Source organism: Curvibacter microcysteis (assembly GCF_028649455.1).
In the GTDB taxonomy this organism is placed as follows: Bacteria; Pseudomonadota; Gammaproteobacteria; order Burkholderiales; family Burkholderiaceae_C; genus Curvibacter; species Curvibacter microcysteis.
The window spans coordinates 152,242-167,789 of the sequence record NZ_JAQSIO010000006.1 but is presented as its reverse complement, the minus strand read 5'-3'; the positions used below and the strand labels follow the sequence as shown (position 1 = coordinate 167,789).

The window sequence follows — 15,548 nt, the reverse complement described above, 5'->3', positions numbered from 1 at the left end:
CTCATCATGACCATTTGCAAGTCCCTGGGCGGCGCCGCCGCCCTGACCCTGGCCCTGGCGGGCCTGCACACCCAGGCGCAAGCCCAAAGCCAGGATTACACCGTGCGCGTGGGCTACTCCAACATCGCGCCCCACTCCTCGGCTTCGGACGCGACCGGCCCGTTTTTGTTCAAGCCCAACTCGGGCATCAGCCTGGAGGTGAAGAACGAAAGCACGCTGTTCTTCTCCGTGGCACGCAAGATCGACGACCGCTTTGAGGTGGAGTTGGCCCTGGGCCTGCCGCCCACCCACGACGTCACCGCCAAGCTCAACCCCAGCATCGTGCCGGGCTATGTGGTGTCGGCCTACCAAGGCCAGACCATTGCGCGCATCCGGCAACTGGCGCCCACGGTGTTCCTCAACTACAGCTTTGGTGACAGCAGCAGCGCGCTGCGCCCCTTTGTGGGCCTGGGCCTGAACTACACCCGCTTCGACGAGCGCCGCTCCACCCCGACCGGCAACTCGCTCAACGGCGGGCCGACCGACATCCAGCTCAGCGACTCCTGGGGCCTGGCCGCGCAAGTGGGCCTGGACTACCGCATCAATGACAAGTGGTCGATCCACGGCTCGGTGGCCACTGCGCGGGTCAAGACCAAGCTGACCGCCACCACCGCGGGCGCCGCCCGGGTCATGGACATCAACTTCCACCCTGTGGTGTTGACTGTGGCCGCCGGCTACCGCTTCTGAGTCCGATGCGCTTCTGAGGCTTGGGGCTGCGGCCCCGTGTTGGGCCGACCTCCCGGGGTCGGCTTTTTTTTTGGCCCTCGCCCGAAGGCCGGGCGGGCGAAAAAAAACCAGCGTCAGGTGACGCTGGTGGATGCCATGGACGCCTGGTGAGCGCTGAGGAGGCCACGGCCCCACAGCGCTCCCCGATTGGCTTACCAGCGCGACTTCATGCGACCGTAGGCATAGGTGCCGTAGAGGGTTTGCGCGGCCGGGGTGAAGTAAACCTTGTCGGCAAAGGTGTACTTGGTGTAGTCGACACCGCTGGCCAGCGTGCTGGTGGTGCACAGGCTGGCGTTGACTTGGCTGGTGCCAATGCCGATGCCCTTGCCGCTGTCCACCGAGGTGCAGGCGATGTTGGTCGAGTCGGTCAAGGAATAGCCGCTCGGGCTGGCGATCACCAGGTTGTAGTAGTAGGCCGCGTCGATGTAGAGCACATTGGCGCCCAGGTCGTTGATGCTCAGCAGCAGGGCGCTGTTGAACTTCAGCACGGCCGAGCTGATGTTGCTGGCCTGGCCCGAAGCCACGCCCCAGGGCGACTTGCTCACGTCGTACAGGCCCGACACCACCACGTACTTGGCGCCCGCCGTGACCAGGCGGCGCACTTGCGTGCCCAGGTCGGTACCGGCTTGGGACATGACGTTGCTCAGTGCCGTGGCGTCGGTGCTGGCAGCGTACTGGGCCAGCAGGTCGCCCAGGCCGCCGTTGATGAAGACCACGTCGTTGCCACCGAACTTGTCGGCGGCCAGGAAGGCGTCCACCTGTTGCTTGACCGACAGGGTGCTGCCCCCCACGTCGTCGGTCGTGCTGATCAGGCGCGCGTGGCCACGGGCGTAGCTCTTGCCACCGGCCGACACCGTGCTCAGGTTCAGGCCGTAGCTGGTTGCCACTTGCTGGGTCCAGACGTTGACGGTGCCGTCGTTGACGGTGTAGCGCGAGCCCGATTGGCCCAGGTCACTCAGGCCGTCACCAAAAGCGATGAAACGCGAAGGGGCCAAAGCCGATTCGATGGTGCTGGAGCCGCAAGCGGTGAGCACGGCAGCCGATGCACAAGCCGCCAGCAACACAGCGCGGCGCAACCATTTTCCAGTCATTGAAATCTCCAAAAGATGCCGGGTAGTTTAACGAGCACAGGCCACCCTGGCCTTCAGGCCGCAGCGGCCCGTTGTAAACGATCGCGCACGCCTTCCCAGGCCGCGCCCGCCGGCGGGGTTTCGACCCAGATCAGCTTGACCCCGGCCTCGTCAAAACCGCGCAAGGCGGCAAAGAGTTGTTGCGCCGTGGCCTCGGCGTCGTCGGGCATGCGGCGCACCAAGACCTGCCCACTGGCTGGGCGCACAGGGCTGCGTGCGTACACGGCCATCCCGCTGGCCTGCGGGCCCAGCACGTCCAAGGCGGTCTGCAAGGCCTGGGCGTCCATCAGACGCACCTTGGCCAGGGGCGCGTAATGCGCCTCCAGCGTGCCCGAGGCCCGCGGGTCGGGGCTGGCCAGTTCCTCGCGGGTGCGCAGGGCCTGACCGCAGGCGGCCTCGATCTGATCGCGCGTGATGCCCCCCGGGCGCAGCAGCACCGGTGCGCCACGCGTGCAGTCCACGATGGTCGACTCAATGCCCACCTGGCAGGCGCCCCCATCGAGCACCAGCAGGTCCGGGCCGAACTCACCTTGCACATGGGCGGCGGTGGTCGGGCTGACGCGGCCAAACAGGTTGGCGCTGGGCGCGGCCAGGCCGTGCACGCCCAAGGCCACGCAGGCGCGCAGCACGGCCGTGGCCACCGGGTGTGAGGGGCAACGCAGGCCCACCGAGTCCTGGCCACCGGCTGCGGCCGCACCTGCCTCGGGGCGGCGCGGCAGGATCAGGGTCAGCGGCCCCGGCCAAAAAGCCTGCATCAGGGCACGGGCAAAGTCGGGCACCTGGTGGGCGAAGTGGTCTGCGCCCGCGGCGTCGGCCACGTGGACGATCAAGGGGTGGTCGGCAGGTCGGCCCTTGGCCTGGTAAATCTTGGCCACGGCGTCATCGCGGCTGGCGTCGGAGGCCAGGCCGTAGACGGTCTCGGTGGGCAGGCCCACCAGCTCACCGGCGGCCAGGGCCTGCGCGGCGGCCTGCACCGAGGCGCTGTCTTGCCCATCGAGGATCATGCTGCGTCCCTCATCGTTCAAAACGCTTCCAGGCCCAGCACGGCAGCGGCCTGCAAGGCCACAGCGCGCGCCGCTTCGGGCGTGGCGGCGGTGATGTTGAGGTGGCCCATCTTGCGGGCCCGCTTGGCGTCGAGCTTGCCGTACAGGTGCAGGTGGGTGCCTGGCAAGGCCAGCACGCGGTCCCAGGGGGGCGTGACAGCCTCGTTCGCGCCCGGTGCAAACCACAGGTCGCCCAAGAGGTTGAGCATGATGGAGGGGCTGTGCAGGCGCGGCTGCACCAGGGGCAGGCCCACCATGGCCCGCACCTGCAGGTCGAACTGGGACAGGTCGCAGCCGTCGATCGTGTAGTGGCCGCTGTTGTGCGGGCGCGGCGCGATCTCGTTGACCACCAGGGAGCCATCGGCCAGCACAAAGAATTCGACGCACAGCACGCCCACGTAGTCGAGGCCCGTGGCCACCGAACGCGCAGCCGCCACGGCCTGCTCGGCCAGCGCGGCGGGCAGGTTGCCCTCGAACACCTCGGTCACCGCCAGAATGCCCTCGCGGTGCAGGTTGCGCTGCACCGGGAAGTTGACCATGGCACCGTCGGCGCCACGCGCCACGATGACCGAGCACTCGCTGGCCAGGGGCAGCATTTTTTCGAGCACGCAAGGCACTTGCTTGAGCCCGGCCCAGGCGGCGTTGAGCTCCTCACGCGTCTTGACGCGGACCTGGCCCTTGCCGTCATAGCCCAGGCGCGCCGTCTTCAGGATGCCGGGCAGCAGGGACTCGTCGACCGCCGCCAGTTGGGCCGGGGTGTCGATCACGGCGTAGGGCGCGCAGGGCACGCCACAGGCCACGAAATGGGCCTTTTCACGGGCGCGGTCCTGGGCAATGGCCACGGCCGACGCGGCGGGGGCCACCGGGCGCGTGGCGGCCAGTTGCTCCAGCGCTTGCGCGGGCACGTTCTCGAACTCGGTGGTCACCGCGCAGGACAGGCGGGCCAGCTCGGCCAGGCCTTGCGGGTCCAGGTAGTCGGTCTGGATGTGGTGGTGGCTGACGCGGCCGGCCGGGCTGCTGGGATCGGGGTCCAACACCGCCGTGAAGTAACCCATTTGCTGCGCGGCATGGACGAACATGCGGCCCAGCTGGCCGCCCCCGAGCACGCCGAGGGTGGTTTCCGCCTGCACGGCGGGGAGCAAGGGGGCGCGGCTCATGCGACGGGCGGCAAGGTCATGGCGCGGGCCACTTCGGTCTGCTCGGCGCGGAAGGCCTCCAGGCGCTGGCGCAGCTCGGGGCTTTCATTGGCCAGCAGGGCCACCGCGAACAGGGCCGCGTTGGCGGCACCCGCGGTGCCGATGGCGAACGTGGCCACCGGGATGCCCTTGGGCATCTGCACAATGCTGTGCAGCGAATCCACACCTTGCAGGTGGCGGCTGGCCACCGGCACGCCGAGCACCGGCACCGTGGTTTTGGCCGCGATCATGCCGGGCAGGTGGGCTGCACCGCCGGCCCCGGCGATGATGGCCTTGAGGCCACGACCGGCCGCCGATTCGGCGTAGGCGAACATGTCGTCCGGCATGCGGTGGGCCGAGACCACGCGGGCTTCGTGGGCGATGCCGAATTGCTGGAGAATCTGGACTGCATGCTGCATGGTGTCCCAGTCGCTGCTGGAACCCATGACCACGCCAATTTGAATGCTTGTCATAGGGCTGTTGGGTTCGGCGCGGGTTGGCAGGCCGATTTTGGTCTGCCACAACCGGGTGCGCCGGGTTGCAACCTTGAATTTTACTTTTAGGCCCAGAAGGCTACGAAATGATTGACGTCACGATCCAAAACTTTGAAACCGAAGTCATCGCTGCTTCGATGCAAACCCCCGTGCTGGTGGACTTCTGGGCCGACTGGTGCGGCCCCTGCAAACAGCTGGGCCCGATGCTGGAAAAGCTCGAAGAAGAGTACGCCGGCCGCTTCATCCTGGTGAAGATCAACGCCGACGAAGAGCAGCAGCTGGCCAGCGCCTTCGGCATCCGCAGCCTGCCCACCTGCATCTTGCTGATGGGTGGCAAGCCGGTGGACGGCTTCATGGGCGCCATCCCGCCCGCTGAACTGCGGGCCTTCCTGGACAAGCACCTGCCCTCGGAAGAAGTCCTGCAAGCCGAAGCAGAAACCGAAGAGGCCGAGGCCCTGCTCGAAGCGGGCGACACCGAAGCGGCCATGGCGAAGCTGGCCGACGCGCTGGCCGCCGACCCGAGCAACGACGAGGCCCGCTACGACTATGCGCGCCTGCTGATCGGCAGCGGTATTTTTGAAGAGGCCCGGGCGCTGATCGCCGAGCCGCTGACGCGCATCCCCAAGCCGCTGCGCTTTGAAGCCTTGCTGCACTGGATGGAAGCCTTGGCGTTTGTCGGCAGCGACGAGCGCGGTCAGTGGGAGCTGGCGGCCTTCGACGCCAAGATCGCCGAGAACAAGCGCGATTTCGACACCCGATTTGCCAAGGCCCGCGTGCTGATCGCAGCGGGCGACTCCACCGGCGCCATGGACGAGCTGCTGGAGATCATCATGCGCGACAAGACCTGGAACGAAGAAGCCGCGCGCAAGACCTATGTGGCCTTGCTGGAGCTGCTGACCCCACCCAAGCCCAAGGCCAGCGCGGACGCCAGTGGCAAGTCCGCCGGCGGGATCGAGTTGGCTGGCAAGAGCGTGGCCGCGCTGGACCCGCAAGCCGAGCTGGTGGCCCGTTATCGCCGCAAGCTGAGCATGGCCTTGAATTGAGGCCCCCACGGTCGCGCACTGCGTGTCGCTCCCTGCCCCCCGAGGGGGCCGCAGGCCGCCTTGGGGGCGGCCCGGCGCCGGCCTGATCTCCACTCAATACCGACTTGCTCGAACTGAGAGGGGCTCATTCACACGCTGGGGTGAATGCCTCGTGCCTCCTGTGCGTGTGGGTGGCGGACTCCCAGAAGGGACGGCCTGATCGCCATGCAACACTGCCTGGCCTGGGCGACAGGGGAGATGCGCCCAGCCTGAGCCGGGCGCGGCGCTGGCTTCATGCCGCTCAGGCGGCGGTCAGGCGCTCCAGGGCTTCGCGGTACTTGGCGGCGGTTTTTTCGATGACCTCGCGCGGCAGGCGGGGCGAGGGGGCGGTCTTGTTCCAGGGCGCGCCATTGATGCGCACGGCTTCCAGCCAGTCGCGCACGAATTGCTTGTCGTAGCTGGGCGGGTTTTCGCCGGCAGCAAAGGCGGCGTCGTAGCCTTCGACGGGCCAGTAACGCGAGCTGTCCGGGGTCAACACCTCATCCATTAGCACCAAGGTGCCATCGGTGTCCAAGCCAAACTCGAACTTGGTGTCGGCAATGATCATGCCCTTGGTCAGCGCGATCTCGGCAGCGGCCTGGTAGATGGCGATGCTGATGTCACGGATGCGGGTGGCCAGGTCCAGACCAATCATCTCGACCGTGCGCTCGAAGGTGATGTTTTCGTCGTGCTCACCCGCTTCGGCCTTGGCCGCAGGCGTGTAGATGGGCTGCGGCAGGCGCGAGGCGTTCTTCAGGCCTTCGGGCAGGGGCACGCCACAGACATGGCGGTTCTCTTGGTATTCCTTCCAGCCGCTGCCGGCCAGGTAGCCGCGCACCACGGCCTCGACCGGGATGGGCTTGAGGCGCTTGACCAGCATGGAACGACCCGTGACCTGGGCCACTTCGTCGGCGCTGACCACGCTCTCCGGGGCGTCACCCGTCAGGTGGTTGGGGCACAGGTGGCCCAGCTTGTCGAACCAGAACAAGGCCATCTGGGTCAGCAGCTCGCCCTTGCCCGGGATGGGCTCGCCCATGATGACGTCAAAGGCCGAGAGGCGGTCGCTGGCCACCATCAGGATGCGGTCGGTGCCCACGGCGTAGTTGTCACGCACCTTGCCTCGGGCGAGCAGGGGCAGGGAAGTCAGAGCGGAAGTGTGCAGGGCGGAGGACATGGCTTTGGCGTGAGAAATATTCGGCAACCCAGAAATGAAAAAAGCCCGTTGAACAGTCAACGGGCTCGCGCTATTCAGCGTGATTATCGCAAATCAGTTCACGACCTGGGCCAGAGCGCCTTGGGCGTACTGGGCGGCCATGACCTGCAGGGTCTGGCCCTTGATCTTGCCACCTTGACCTTCGCAACCGAATTCCAGGTAACGCTGCTTGCAGACTTGCTTGGCGGCTTCGCGGGCGGGCTTGAGCCACTCGCGGGCGTCGAACTTGTCGGGGTTCTCAAACAGGAACTTGCGCACCGCGCCGGTCATGGCCAGGCGGATGTCGGTGTCGATGTTGATCTTGCGCACGCCGTACTTGATGGCTTCCTGGATTTCCTCGACGGGCACGCCGTAGGTTTCCTTCATCTTGCCGCCGTACTGGTTGATGATGGCCAGCAGCTCTTGCGGCACCGACGACGAGCCGTGCATCACCAGGTGGGTGTTGGGGATGCGGGCGTTGATTTCCTTGACGCGGCTGATGGCCAGGATGTCGCCGGTGGGCTTGCGGCTGAACTTGTAGGCGCCGTGGCTGGTGCCGATGGCAATCGCCAGCGCGTCCAGTTGGGTGGCCTTCACGAAGGTGGCGGCTTCTTCGGGGTCGGTCAGCATCTGGCTGTGGTCCAGCTTGCCGACGGCGCCGATGCCGTCTTCTTCGCCGGCGTCGCCGGTTTCGAGGTTGCCCAGGCAGCCCAGTTCACCTTCGACGGTGACGCCGGTCTTGTGGGCCATTTCGACGACCTTGCGGGTCACTTCGACGTTGTAGTCAAAGCTCGACGGGGTCTTGCCGTCTTCCATCAGCGAGCCATCCATCATCACCGAGCCAAAGCCCAGGTCGATCGCGCCTTGGCAAATCTTGGGGCTGGTGCCGTGGTCTTGGTGCATGACCAGGGGGATGTGGGGGTACGCTTCGCAGGCGGCCTGGATCAGGTGCTTGATGAAGCTCTCGCCCGCGTACTTGCGCGCACCGGCGCTGGCTTGCAGGATGACCGGCGCACCCACTTCGTCGGCCGCAGCCATCACGGCCTGGACTTGCTCCAGGTTGTTGACGTTGAAGGCCGGGATGCCATAGCCGTTGACAGCGGCATGGTCCAGCAGTTCGCGCATGGAAACGAGAGGCATGGTGGTGATCCGTGAGAAGTGATGAAACCAGACCGGCGCGACCAAATTGCATGGTAACCGCGCCGTAACTCCTGCGATTTTAGCCGCAGGCAGGGCAGAACCCCGCACTTCAAGCATCAACTGGGCCAGGCCAGGCCTGGCGCCAGCCTTTCGACGGGGGCCCGGCCGGGCTGGCCGGGCCGCGCCAATCAGCCCACGCAGCAGATTTTGAGCATGTTGGTGCCGCCCGGCGCGCCCATCGGCTCGCCGCAGGTGATGGCGTAGACGTCGCCGCTGTTGACGATGCCGCGCTTCTTGAGGTGGGCTTCGGCTTGCACGAGGGCGGTGTCGCGGTCGCCGCTGGTGTCCATCAACAGCGGGCGCACGTTGCGGAACAAGGCCATGCGGCGCTGCGTGGCCACCTTCGGGGTCAGCGCATAGATCGGCACATGGATGCGGTGGCGGCTCATCCACAAGGCGGTGGAGCCGCTGTCGGTCATGGCCACGATGGCCTTGGCGCCCAGGTGGTGGGCGGTGAACAGCGCGCCCATGGCGATGGACTGGTCAATGCGGGTGAAGGATTTGCCCAGGAAGTCCGCATCCAGCTCGACTTGCTCGGCCGACTCGGCGGCGCTGCAGATCTTGGCCATTTCTTCGACCGTTTCGAGCGGGTACTTGCCGGCGGCGGTTTCGGCCGACAGCATGACCGCGTCGGTGCCATCCAGCACGGCGTTGGCCACGTCGCTGACCTCGGCGCGGGTGGGCACCGGGTTGGTGATCATGCTTTCCATCATCTGGGTGGCGGTGATCACGACTTTGTCGTTCTCGCGCGCCAGCTTGATCATGCGTTTTTGCAGGGCAGGCACCACGGCGTTGCCCACTTCCACGGCCAGGTCGCCCCGCGCGACCATGATGCCGTCGCTGGCGGCCAGGATCTCCTCGAGGCGCGGAATGGCTTCAGCGCGCTCGATCTTGGCGATCAGGCCCGGCTTGTGGCGGTACTCGGCAGCCGCCACATTGCACAGCTGGCGGGCCATTTCCATGTCGGTGGCGTTCTTGGGGAAGCTGACGGCCACGTAGTCGGCCTGGAAGCTCATCGCGGTGCGGATGTCTTCCATGTCCTTGCCGGTCAGGGCCGGGGCAGTGAGGCCGCCGCCTTGCTTGTTGATGCCTTTGTTGTTGGACAGTTCGCCGCCGAGCTTGACCACGGTGTGGACTTGCTCGCCGCGCACGGCCGTCACGGTCAACACGATCAGGCCGTCGTTGAGCAGCAGCAGGTCGCCGGCTTTGACGTCGCGCGGCAGTTCTTTGTAGTCCAGGCCCACGCCTTGCAGGTCGCCGGGTTCGGTGCGCGAAGCGTCGAGCACAAACGAGGCACCAGCCTCCAGCATGACCTTGCCTTCGGCAAACTTGCCGACGCGAATCTTGGGGCCTTGCAGGTCGGCCATGATGGCCACTTCACGGCCAGCGCGCTGGGCGGCGGCGCGCACCAGGGCGGCGCGGTCGATGTGGTCCTGCGCCTTGCCGTGGCTGAAGTTGAGGCGCACGACGTTGACGCCCGCTCGGATCATCTTCTCCAGCAGGTCCGGGTCGCTGGACGCGGGGCCCAAGGTGGCAACGATTTTGGTGGCGCGGCGGGTGCTCATGAAGGGGTGTCTCCTGTAACTTAATTTCCATTTTTACATGGAACGAGTTACCAAGTCGGTACGAAAAGCCCCAAACCGGGTTTGTCCCAGGCGCCCCAGGGGCCGGCCGCCGCACAAGACCCGACGAGCAGCAGGGGCATGCCAGGGCGCCCAAAACATGCGCCCGGTTTGAGCCCGGTCAACGGCTTGTCTTGTCAAAGCCCTACCATCCGGGACTTGCCGCAGAACCAATAGGCGACCATGACCGCAATTCAGACCCCTTCCCAAGAGCTTCCGGCGCCGCTGGCCCCGGACGCGCCGCTGCCCCATCGCAAGATCATCCGCTCCTGGCTGATCCCGCTGTCCGAACGCACCACTTGGTGGGCTTTTGTGCTGCTGGCCTTTGACTACGCCTTGCTCGCCGCCTGCCTGTATGGCGTGGTGTCGCTGGAGCATGTGGGTCTCAAGCTGCTGTGCGGCCTGGCCGCTGGCTTTGTGCTGGGCCGCCTGTTCATCATCGGCCACGACGCCTGCCACCAAAGCCTGACGCCGCACCGCCAACTGAACAAGTGGCTGGGCCGCATTGCGTTTTTGCCCTCCATCACCCCCTACAGCCTGTGGGACGTGGGCCACAACGTGGTGCACCATGGCTTCACCAACCTCAAGGGCGTGGACTTTGTGTGGGAGCCCAAGACCCAGGCCGAGTTCGACGCCATGACACCGGGCCGCCGCTTCATGGAACGCCTCTACCGCAGCGGTTGGGCGCCGGGCCTGTACTACATGGTCGAAATCTGGTGGAAGAAGATGTTCTTCCCCAACCAGTCGAGCATGGGCACCCGCCGTCCGCTGTTCTTCTGGGACTGCGTGGGCGTGTCTGCCTACGGTCTGGTCTGGATCGCCGGCCTGGTGGCTGCTGCCCTGGCCACCAGCCAGTCGATTGCGCTGCTGCTGGTGTTGGGCTTTGTGGTGCCGATGCTGTTCTGGTTCGCCATGATTGGCTTCGTCGTCTATGTGCACCACACCCATGTGAAGGTGTCCTGGCATGACAACAAGGCCGCCTGGACGCGCGCCCAGCCCTTTGTGTCGACCACCGTGCACCTGACCTTCCCGTTCCAGATCGGCGCGGTGCTGCACCACATCATGGAGCACACGGCCCACCACGTGGACATGAGCATCCCCCTGTACCGCCTGAAGGACGCGCAAAAGATGCTGGAAGACCTGCTGCCGGGCCGCATCATCGTCCAGCCCTTCTCGTGGGCCTGGTACTTCCGCACGGCGCGCGCTTGCAAGCTGTATGACTTCTCGCGCCGCTGCTGGACCGACTTCAAGGGCCGCGCCACCAGCGAGCCGCAAGCCCTGCCCGTGGCCGCCTGAGTTTTCAGCCGACCCTGACAATGCAAAAAGCCACAGGCCCTGGCGGGCACTGTGGCTTTTTTCATGGGCGCCGCCGGCGCCAGGCCGGCAGCACAGGACCAGGGCGATCAGCCCGCGGCGCGCTGCGACAGGATGTCAAAGGCCGGCAGGGTCTTGCCCTCCAGCACTTCGAGGAAGGCGCCGCCGCCGGTGGAGATGTAGCCCACTTGCTTCTCGATGCCGTACTTGGCGATCGCAGCCAGGGTGTCGCCACCGCCGGCGATGCTGAAGGCGCTGGAGTCGGCAATCGCCTGCGCGATGGCCTTGGTGCCGTTCTCGAAAGCGGCGAACTCGAACACGCCCACCGGGCCGTTCCAGACGATGGTGCCAGCGGCCTTGAGTTGGGTGGCCAGTCGGGCCGCCGTGTCGGGACCGATGTCCAGGATGAGGTCGTCGTCGGCCACGTCAGAGGCTTGCTTGACGGTGGCCACGGCGTCGGCCGAGAAGGTCTTGGCCACCACCACGTCGGTGGGAATCGGCACCTCGGCGCCACGCGCCTTCATGGCCTCGATCACGGCCTTGGCCTGGTCCAGCAGGTCGGGCTCGGCCAGGCTCTTGCCGATCTTCAGGCCGGCGGCCAGCATGAAGGTGTTGGCAATGCCACCACCCACGATGAGCTGGTCCACCTTGTCGGCCAGGCTCTTCAAGATGGTCAGCTTGGTGCTCACCTTGGAGCCGGCCACGATGGCCACCAGCGGACGCTGCGGGTGGGCCAGGGCCTTGGTGATGGCGTCGATCTCAGCGGCCAGCAGCGGGCCGGCGCAGGCCACGGGGGCGAATTGGGCGATGCCGTAGGTCGTGCCTTCGGCGCGGTGGGCGGTGCCGAACGCGTCGTTGACGAAGATGTCGCACAGCGCAGCCAGCTTGTGGGCCAGCTCAGGCTTGTTCTTCTTTTCGCCCACGTTGAGGCGGCAGTTTTCCAGCAGCACGACCTGGCCCGGGGCCACAGTCACGCCATCGACCCAGTTGGAGACCAGGGGCACGTCGCGGCCCAGCAGCTCGGCCAGGCGCTTGGCCACCGGGGCCAGCGAGTCTTCGGGCTTGAACTCGCCCTCGGTCGGGCGGCCCAGGTGGGAGGTCACCATCACGGCCGCACCGGCGTCCAGGGCCATCTGGATGCAGGGCACGCTGGCGCGGATGCGGGTGTCTTCGGTGATGTTCCCGGCGTCGTCTTGCGGCACGTTCAGGTCGGCACGGATGAAGACGCGCTGGTCACGGACTTTGCCGCTGGCACACAGGTCGGAGAAACGGATGACGTTCATGGCTTCTTAGGTTGAGTTCTGGACAAACCCAACCATTTTAGAAGCTAGTCCTTCAGGGCCCTGACAGACGGGCCCGTTGCGCGCGGCCGCTCACCAACCCAAGCCGAGGTGCAAGGGCAGGAACACCGCCATGCCCACCACGATGGTGATCAGCACGTTTTTGCGCCAGAAGTAAACCGCGGCACCGGCCAGGGCCGCGTACAGGCGCGCGTCCTGCAGCGTGGGCGTGAGCTGGCCCTGCACCATCACCACCTCAGGCACGACCACCGCAGCCAAGGCGGCAATCGGGGCGTACTGCAGGCCGCGCTGGGCCCAGTGCGGCAAGCTCCAGGGCTTGCTGGAGATGAAGAAAAAGCTGCGTGCAATCACGGTCACACAGGCCAGGCCCACGATCACGGCCACGCTCCAACCGTCGGTTTGTCCCATGGTTCAGGTCTTTCTGGCCGCAGCCTCAGTGGCCTGGTGCGCTCGGGCGGTGCGGCTGCAGGCGCTCCAGTCCCAGGCACAGCAACACGGCCACTGCAATGGCCACCACGATGTTGAGCTTGAGCGGCAGCGAATACGCCACCACCGCAGCCACGCCCGCCACGGCCGCCGCCACCCCGCGCAAGCGGGTGCTGCCCAGCGAGCACAGGATGCCGATCAGGCACAAGATGCCGGCGAAACCCAGGCCCCATTGGGTGGGAATGAAATTGGCCAGGCCCACCCCGATCAGGCTGGCCAGCATCCAGCTGCCCCAGTTGATCACGCAGTTGCCCGCCAGGTAGGCGGCCTGCGCCAGCTGCTGCTCGGGCGTGCTGCCGGGCTTGGGGTAGCGGCGGGTGAACAGCACATAGGTCAGGTCGGCCGTCAGGTAGCCGTGCATCAGGCGTTCCCAGCGCGGCAGGTGCATCAGGTAGGGCCGAAGGTGCAGGCTGAACACCACAAAGCGCAGGTTGACGCAAAAGCCGGTGGCCAAGATCACCCAGGCTGGCGCGTTGGCCACCAGCAGCGGGATGGCCGCCAACTGCGAGCTGCCGGCAAACACCAGCAAGGTCATGAGCACCGACTCGAACACGCTCATGCCCGACTTGACCATGGCCACGCCGGTCATCAAACCCCAGGCGGCAATGCCAGGGGCCTGGGGCCACATGTCCTTCACCCCCTGGGCAAAAGCCGGATGGCGGTAATGGGCGGCGCGCAAAAACATCGGCAGGCTCCGTTCAGGCCGCGGCCTGGCCGAGCACGGCGCCCGGGCTCAGGGCAAAACCCCGCAAGAAGTCCGCCACCGGCAAGCGCTTGCCGCCAGCCCGCTGCAGCACCCGCAGGCGCAGCACGCCTTGGCCGCATTGCACGGCCACCGAGTCGGCGTCCAGCGCCAGGACCTGGCCGGGCACCGTGCCCGCAGCCGGCACGGCTGGGCCGTCGGCCACGGCCGCCGCCCACACCTTGATCACCTCGCTGCCCAGCGCCGTCTGCGCGCCGGGGAAGGGGTCAAAAGCGCGCACGCGGCGGGCGATTTGATCGGCGCTCAAAGCCCAGTCGATGTGCGCCTCGGCTTTTTCGATCTTGTGCGCGTAGGTGATGCCGTCAGCGGGCTGCGGCGTGCGGATCAGGCCGCCACCGGGCGCGCGTTGCAAGGCCTCCACCACCATGCGCCCACCCAGCTCGGCCAGGCGATCGTGCAAGGTGGCGGTGCTGTCCTCGGGGGCGATGGCCAGGCGCTCGATGAGCAGCATGTCGCCGGTGTCCAGGCCCGCATCCATTTGCATGATGGTGACGCCCGTGTCGGAGTCACCAGCCTCGATGGCGCGGTGGATGGGGGCCGCCCCGCGCCAACGCGGCAACAAGGAGGCGTGGATGTTCAGGCAGCCCAGCGGCGGGGTGTCCAGCACCCACTGCGGCAGGATCAGGCCGTAAGCGGCCACCACCATCACATCGGCCTGGGCCGCCAGGATGGCGTCTCGGCCCGCTGCGGCCTCCTCGGGGTACTTGCCGTCCAGGCGCAGGCTGCGCGGCTGGGCCACGGGCACGCCATGGTCCAAGGCCCACTGTTTGACCGGCGAGGGCTGCAGCTTCATGCCGCGCCCGGCGGGGCGGTCGGGCTGGGTCATCACCAGGGCGATCTCGAAGCCCGCCGCATGCAGGCGCTCCAGCGCGACCCGCGCAAATTCCGGCGTGCCGGCAAAAATCACTCTCATGGTCTCGGGCCCCCTGCGGGGGCTAGGTCAACGTAACAGGCGCTCGCCCGAATCGCGCACCTGCTGGTAGACCACGCGGCGCAACACGCCTTGGGGGTCCAGGTGCAGGTAGGCATAAAAAGCTTCGTTCAGGTCCAGGAAGCGGTAGACCCACACATCGCCCTCAAAACGGGCCACGTGGTCCACACGCACCGGCGCACCATAGCGGCGGCGGATGTCTGCGGCCTGGGTCTGGTCGATCACCAGGTCGGTATCAAGGCGGTTTTTTTCCAGGGGCTGGTCGATGCGCTGCAAGCGGCCCTGGGCGTCCAGGTCCAGGTTGTAGACCGCCGTGCCCGCGGGCAAGAAGGAATACTGCAGCCGCTCGCCCGCCGCCAAGGCGTAGGTCGCGGTGGGCGGGCCCAGGCGGCTCAGCACGTCGGCCCGGGTCGAGCCCAAGGGCTGTGAGGACGGGAAACGAAACACCGGCGTGCCCGCGCAGGCCGACAGCAGACCCGCGGCCACAGCGAGCGCCGCCAACAGGCCGGCGCGGCGGGAACCGGCCTGGGTGAAGCTCACTCGCGGGCCTCGCGCTGGGCCTTGATCAGCTTGGTCTTGATGCGGTTGCGCTTGAGGGGCGACAGGTACTCGACAAACACCTTGCCCATGAGGTGGTCCATCTCGTGCTGAATGCAGACCGCCAGCAGGCCGTCAGCGCTGATTTCACGCGACTCGCCTTGCGCGTCCAGGGCCTTCACGCGCACCTCGTTGGCGCGTTCCACACCGTCGTAAATGCCGGGCACCGAGAGGCAACCTTCTTCGTTGAGGTGGCGCTCGGGGCTGGACCAGACGATCTCGGGGTTGATCAGCACCAGGGGCTGATCACGGTCTTCGGACACGTCGATGACGATCAGGCGCTCGTGGTAGTCGACCTGGGTCGCTGCCAGGCCAATGCCCTTGGCGTCGTACATGGTCTCGAACATGTCTTGGACGCGCGCTTGAAGGCGCTCGTCAAAAACCGTGACGGGTTTGGCCACCTTGGTCAGGCGGGGGTCGGGGTAGCAGAGAATGGGTAAAAGAGCCATGGCGTTTCGCAGCAGTTGTCGCTAT

Annotated in this window: 16 protein-coding genes; 3 read left to right on the top strand and 13 right to left on the bottom strand. The window is 66.6% G+C overall.

Annotated elements, in window-relative coordinates; translation table 11 throughout:
• Window positions 1-6: 6 nt before the first annotated feature.
• Window positions 7-726: an OmpW/AlkL family protein gene (locus PSQ39_RS16165; RefSeq protein WP_273927865.1), complete on the top strand. Its 720-nt coding sequence runs from the start codon at window positions 7-9 to the stop codon at window positions 724-726.
• A 191-nt stretch (window positions 727-917) separates the two neighbouring features.
• Here PSQ39_RS16165 and PSQ39_RS16160 read toward each other — a convergent pair whose 3' ends face one another.
• Genes PSQ39_RS16160 through purE form a run of 4 tightly spaced genes read right to left on the bottom strand, consistent with a single transcriptional unit; the run spans window position 918 to window position 4,586 of the window.
• The gene (locus tag PSQ39_RS16160; protein WP_273927864.1) at window positions 918-1,856 is read right to left on the bottom strand and encodes an SGNH/GDSL hydrolase family protein; all 939 of its coding nucleotides are present in this window, start codon (window positions 1,854-1,856) and stop codon (window positions 918-920) included.
• Window positions 1,857-1,909: 53 nt separating this feature from the next.
• Window positions 1,910-2,899, bottom strand: coding sequence for an L-threonylcarbamoyladenylate synthase (locus PSQ39_RS16155; RefSeq protein ID WP_273927863.1), 990 nt, complete (start codon window positions 2,897-2,899; stop codon window positions 1,910-1,912).
• Window positions 2,900-2,916: 17 nt separating this feature from the next.
• The gene (locus tag PSQ39_RS16150) at window positions 2,917-4,095 is read right to left on the bottom strand and encodes a 5-(carboxyamino)imidazole ribonucleotide synthase (RefSeq protein WP_273927862.1); all 1,179 of its coding nucleotides are present in this window, start codon (window positions 4,093-4,095) and stop codon (window positions 2,917-2,919) included.
• The gene (gene purE / locus PSQ39_RS16145; protein ID WP_273927861.1) at window positions 4,092-4,586 is read right to left on the bottom strand and encodes a 5-(carboxyamino)imidazole ribonucleotide mutase; all 495 of its coding nucleotides are present in this window, start codon (window positions 4,584-4,586) and stop codon (window positions 4,092-4,094) included. Before purE ends, PSQ39_RS16150 begins: the two co-directional genes overlap by 4 nt.
• Window positions 4,587-4,693: 107 nt before the next feature.
• On the opposite strand from purE, the gene trxA reads away from it, so the two are divergent.
• The gene (gene trxA / locus PSQ39_RS16140) at window positions 4,694-5,650 is read left to right on the top strand and encodes a thioredoxin (RefSeq protein ID WP_273927860.1); all 957 of its coding nucleotides are present in this window, start codon (window positions 4,694-4,696) and stop codon (window positions 5,648-5,650) included.
• Between the two features lie 280 nt (window positions 5,651-5,930).
• Here trxA and PSQ39_RS16135 read toward each other — a convergent pair whose 3' ends face one another.
• The 3 genes from PSQ39_RS16135 to pyk form a co-directional block, all read right to left on the bottom strand.
• Complete coding sequence (locus tag PSQ39_RS16135) at window positions 5,931-6,842, bottom strand: phosphoribosylaminoimidazolesuccinocarboxamide synthase (protein ID WP_273927859.1); 912 nt, start codon at window positions 6,840-6,842, stop codon at window positions 5,931-5,933.
• Window positions 6,843-6,935: 93 nt separating this feature from the next.
• Complete coding sequence (fba, locus tag PSQ39_RS16130) at window positions 6,936-8,000, bottom strand: class II fructose-bisphosphate aldolase (protein WP_273927858.1); 1,065 nt, start codon at window positions 7,998-8,000, stop codon at window positions 6,936-6,938.
• A gap of 188 nt (window positions 8,001-8,188) precedes the next feature.
• Complete coding sequence (gene pyk / locus PSQ39_RS16125; RefSeq protein WP_273927857.1) at window positions 8,189-9,625, bottom strand: pyruvate kinase; 1,437 nt, start codon at window positions 9,623-9,625, stop codon at window positions 8,189-8,191.
• A 240-nt stretch (window positions 9,626-9,865) separates the two neighbouring features.
• Between pyk and PSQ39_RS16120 the strand changes: the two genes are divergently transcribed.
• Complete coding sequence (locus tag PSQ39_RS16120; protein ID WP_273927856.1) at window positions 9,866-10,978, top strand: fatty acid desaturase; 1,113 nt, start codon at window positions 9,866-9,868, stop codon at window positions 10,976-10,978.
• A gap of 107 nt (window positions 10,979-11,085) precedes the next feature.
• Here PSQ39_RS16120 and PSQ39_RS16115 read toward each other — a convergent pair whose 3' ends face one another.
• The 6 genes from PSQ39_RS16115 to def form a co-directional block, all read right to left on the bottom strand.
• Entirely contained in the window at window positions 11,086-12,279 is a 1,194-nt protein-coding gene (locus tag PSQ39_RS16115) for a phosphoglycerate kinase (RefSeq protein WP_273927855.1), read from the bottom strand.
• A 90-nt stretch (window positions 12,280-12,369) separates the two neighbouring features.
• On the bottom strand, window positions 12,370-12,705 hold the full coding sequence (locus PSQ39_RS16110; RefSeq protein WP_273927854.1) for an AzlD domain-containing protein: 336 nt from the start codon (window positions 12,703-12,705) through the stop codon (window positions 12,370-12,372).
• Between the two features lie 25 nt (window positions 12,706-12,730).
• The gene (locus tag PSQ39_RS16105; RefSeq protein ID WP_273927853.1) at window positions 12,731-13,468 is read right to left on the bottom strand and encodes an AzlC family ABC transporter permease; all 738 of its coding nucleotides are present in this window, start codon (window positions 13,466-13,468) and stop codon (window positions 12,731-12,733) included.
• Between the two features lie 13 nt (window positions 13,469-13,481).
• A complete protein-coding gene (fmt, locus tag PSQ39_RS16100) occupies window positions 13,482-14,459 on the bottom strand; it encodes a methionyl-tRNA formyltransferase (protein WP_273927852.1) in 978 nt (325 codons plus the stop codon).
• 27 nt (window positions 14,460-14,486) lie between these two features.
• Window positions 14,487-15,017: a hypothetical protein gene (locus PSQ39_RS16095; protein WP_273927851.1), complete on the bottom strand. Its 531-nt coding sequence runs from the start codon at window positions 15,015-15,017 to the stop codon at window positions 14,487-14,489.
• Window positions 15,014-15,523, bottom strand: coding sequence for a peptide deformylase (def, locus tag PSQ39_RS16090; protein WP_273927850.1), 510 nt, complete (start codon window positions 15,521-15,523; stop codon window positions 15,014-15,016). Before def ends, PSQ39_RS16095 begins: the two co-directional genes overlap by 4 nt.
• Window positions 15,524-15,548: the final 25 nt, after the last annotated feature.

Coding starts and splice junctions, on each gene's coding strand:
- PSQ39_RS16165 (WP_273927865.1), top strand. CDS start 7: ATGACCATTTGCAAGTCCCTGGGCGGCGCCGCCGCCCTGACCCTGGCC.
- PSQ39_RS16160 (WP_273927864.1), bottom strand. CDS start 1,856: ATGACTGGAAAATGGTTGCGCCGCGCTGTGTTGCTGGCGGCTTGTGCA.
- PSQ39_RS16155 (WP_273927863.1), bottom strand. CDS start 2,899: ATGATCCTCGATGGGCAAGACAGCGCCTCGGTGCAGGCCGCCGCGCAG.
- PSQ39_RS16150 (WP_273927862.1), bottom strand. CDS start 4,095: ATGAGCCGCGCCCCCTTGCTCCCCGCCGTGCAGGCGGAAACCACCCTC.
- purE (WP_273927861.1), bottom strand. CDS start 4,586: ATGACAAGCATTCAAATTGGCGTGGTCATGGGTTCCAGCAGCGACTGG.
- trxA (WP_273927860.1), top strand. CDS start 4,694: ATGATTGACGTCACGATCCAAAACTTTGAAACCGAAGTCATCGCTGCT.
- PSQ39_RS16135 (WP_273927859.1), bottom strand. CDS start 6,842: ATGTCCTCCGCCCTGCACACTTCCGCTCTGACTTCCCTGCCCCTGCTC.
- fba (WP_273927858.1), bottom strand. CDS start 8,000: ATGCCTCTCGTTTCCATGCGCGAACTGCTGGACCATGCCGCTGTCAAC.
- pyk (WP_273927857.1), bottom strand. CDS start 9,625: ATGAGCACCCGCCGCGCCACCAAAATCGTTGCCACCTTGGGCCCCGCG.
- PSQ39_RS16120 (WP_273927856.1), top strand. CDS start 9,866: ATGACCGCAATTCAGACCCCTTCCCAAGAGCTTCCGGCGCCGCTGGCC.
- PSQ39_RS16115 (WP_273927855.1), bottom strand. CDS start 12,279: ATGAACGTCATCCGTTTCTCCGACCTGTGTGCCAGCGGCAAAGTCCGT.
- PSQ39_RS16110 (WP_273927854.1), bottom strand. CDS start 12,705: ATGGGACAAACCGACGGTTGGAGCGTGGCCGTGATCGTGGGCCTGGCC.
- PSQ39_RS16105 (WP_273927853.1), bottom strand. CDS start 13,468: ATGTTTTTGCGCGCCGCCCATTACCGCCATCCGGCTTTTGCCCAGGGG.
- fmt (WP_273927852.1), bottom strand. CDS start 14,459: ATGAGAGTGATTTTTGCCGGCACGCCGGAATTTGCGCGGGTCGCGCTG.
- def (WP_273927850.1), bottom strand. CDS start 15,523: ATGGCTCTTTTACCCATTCTCTGCTACCCCGACCCCCGCCTGACCAAG.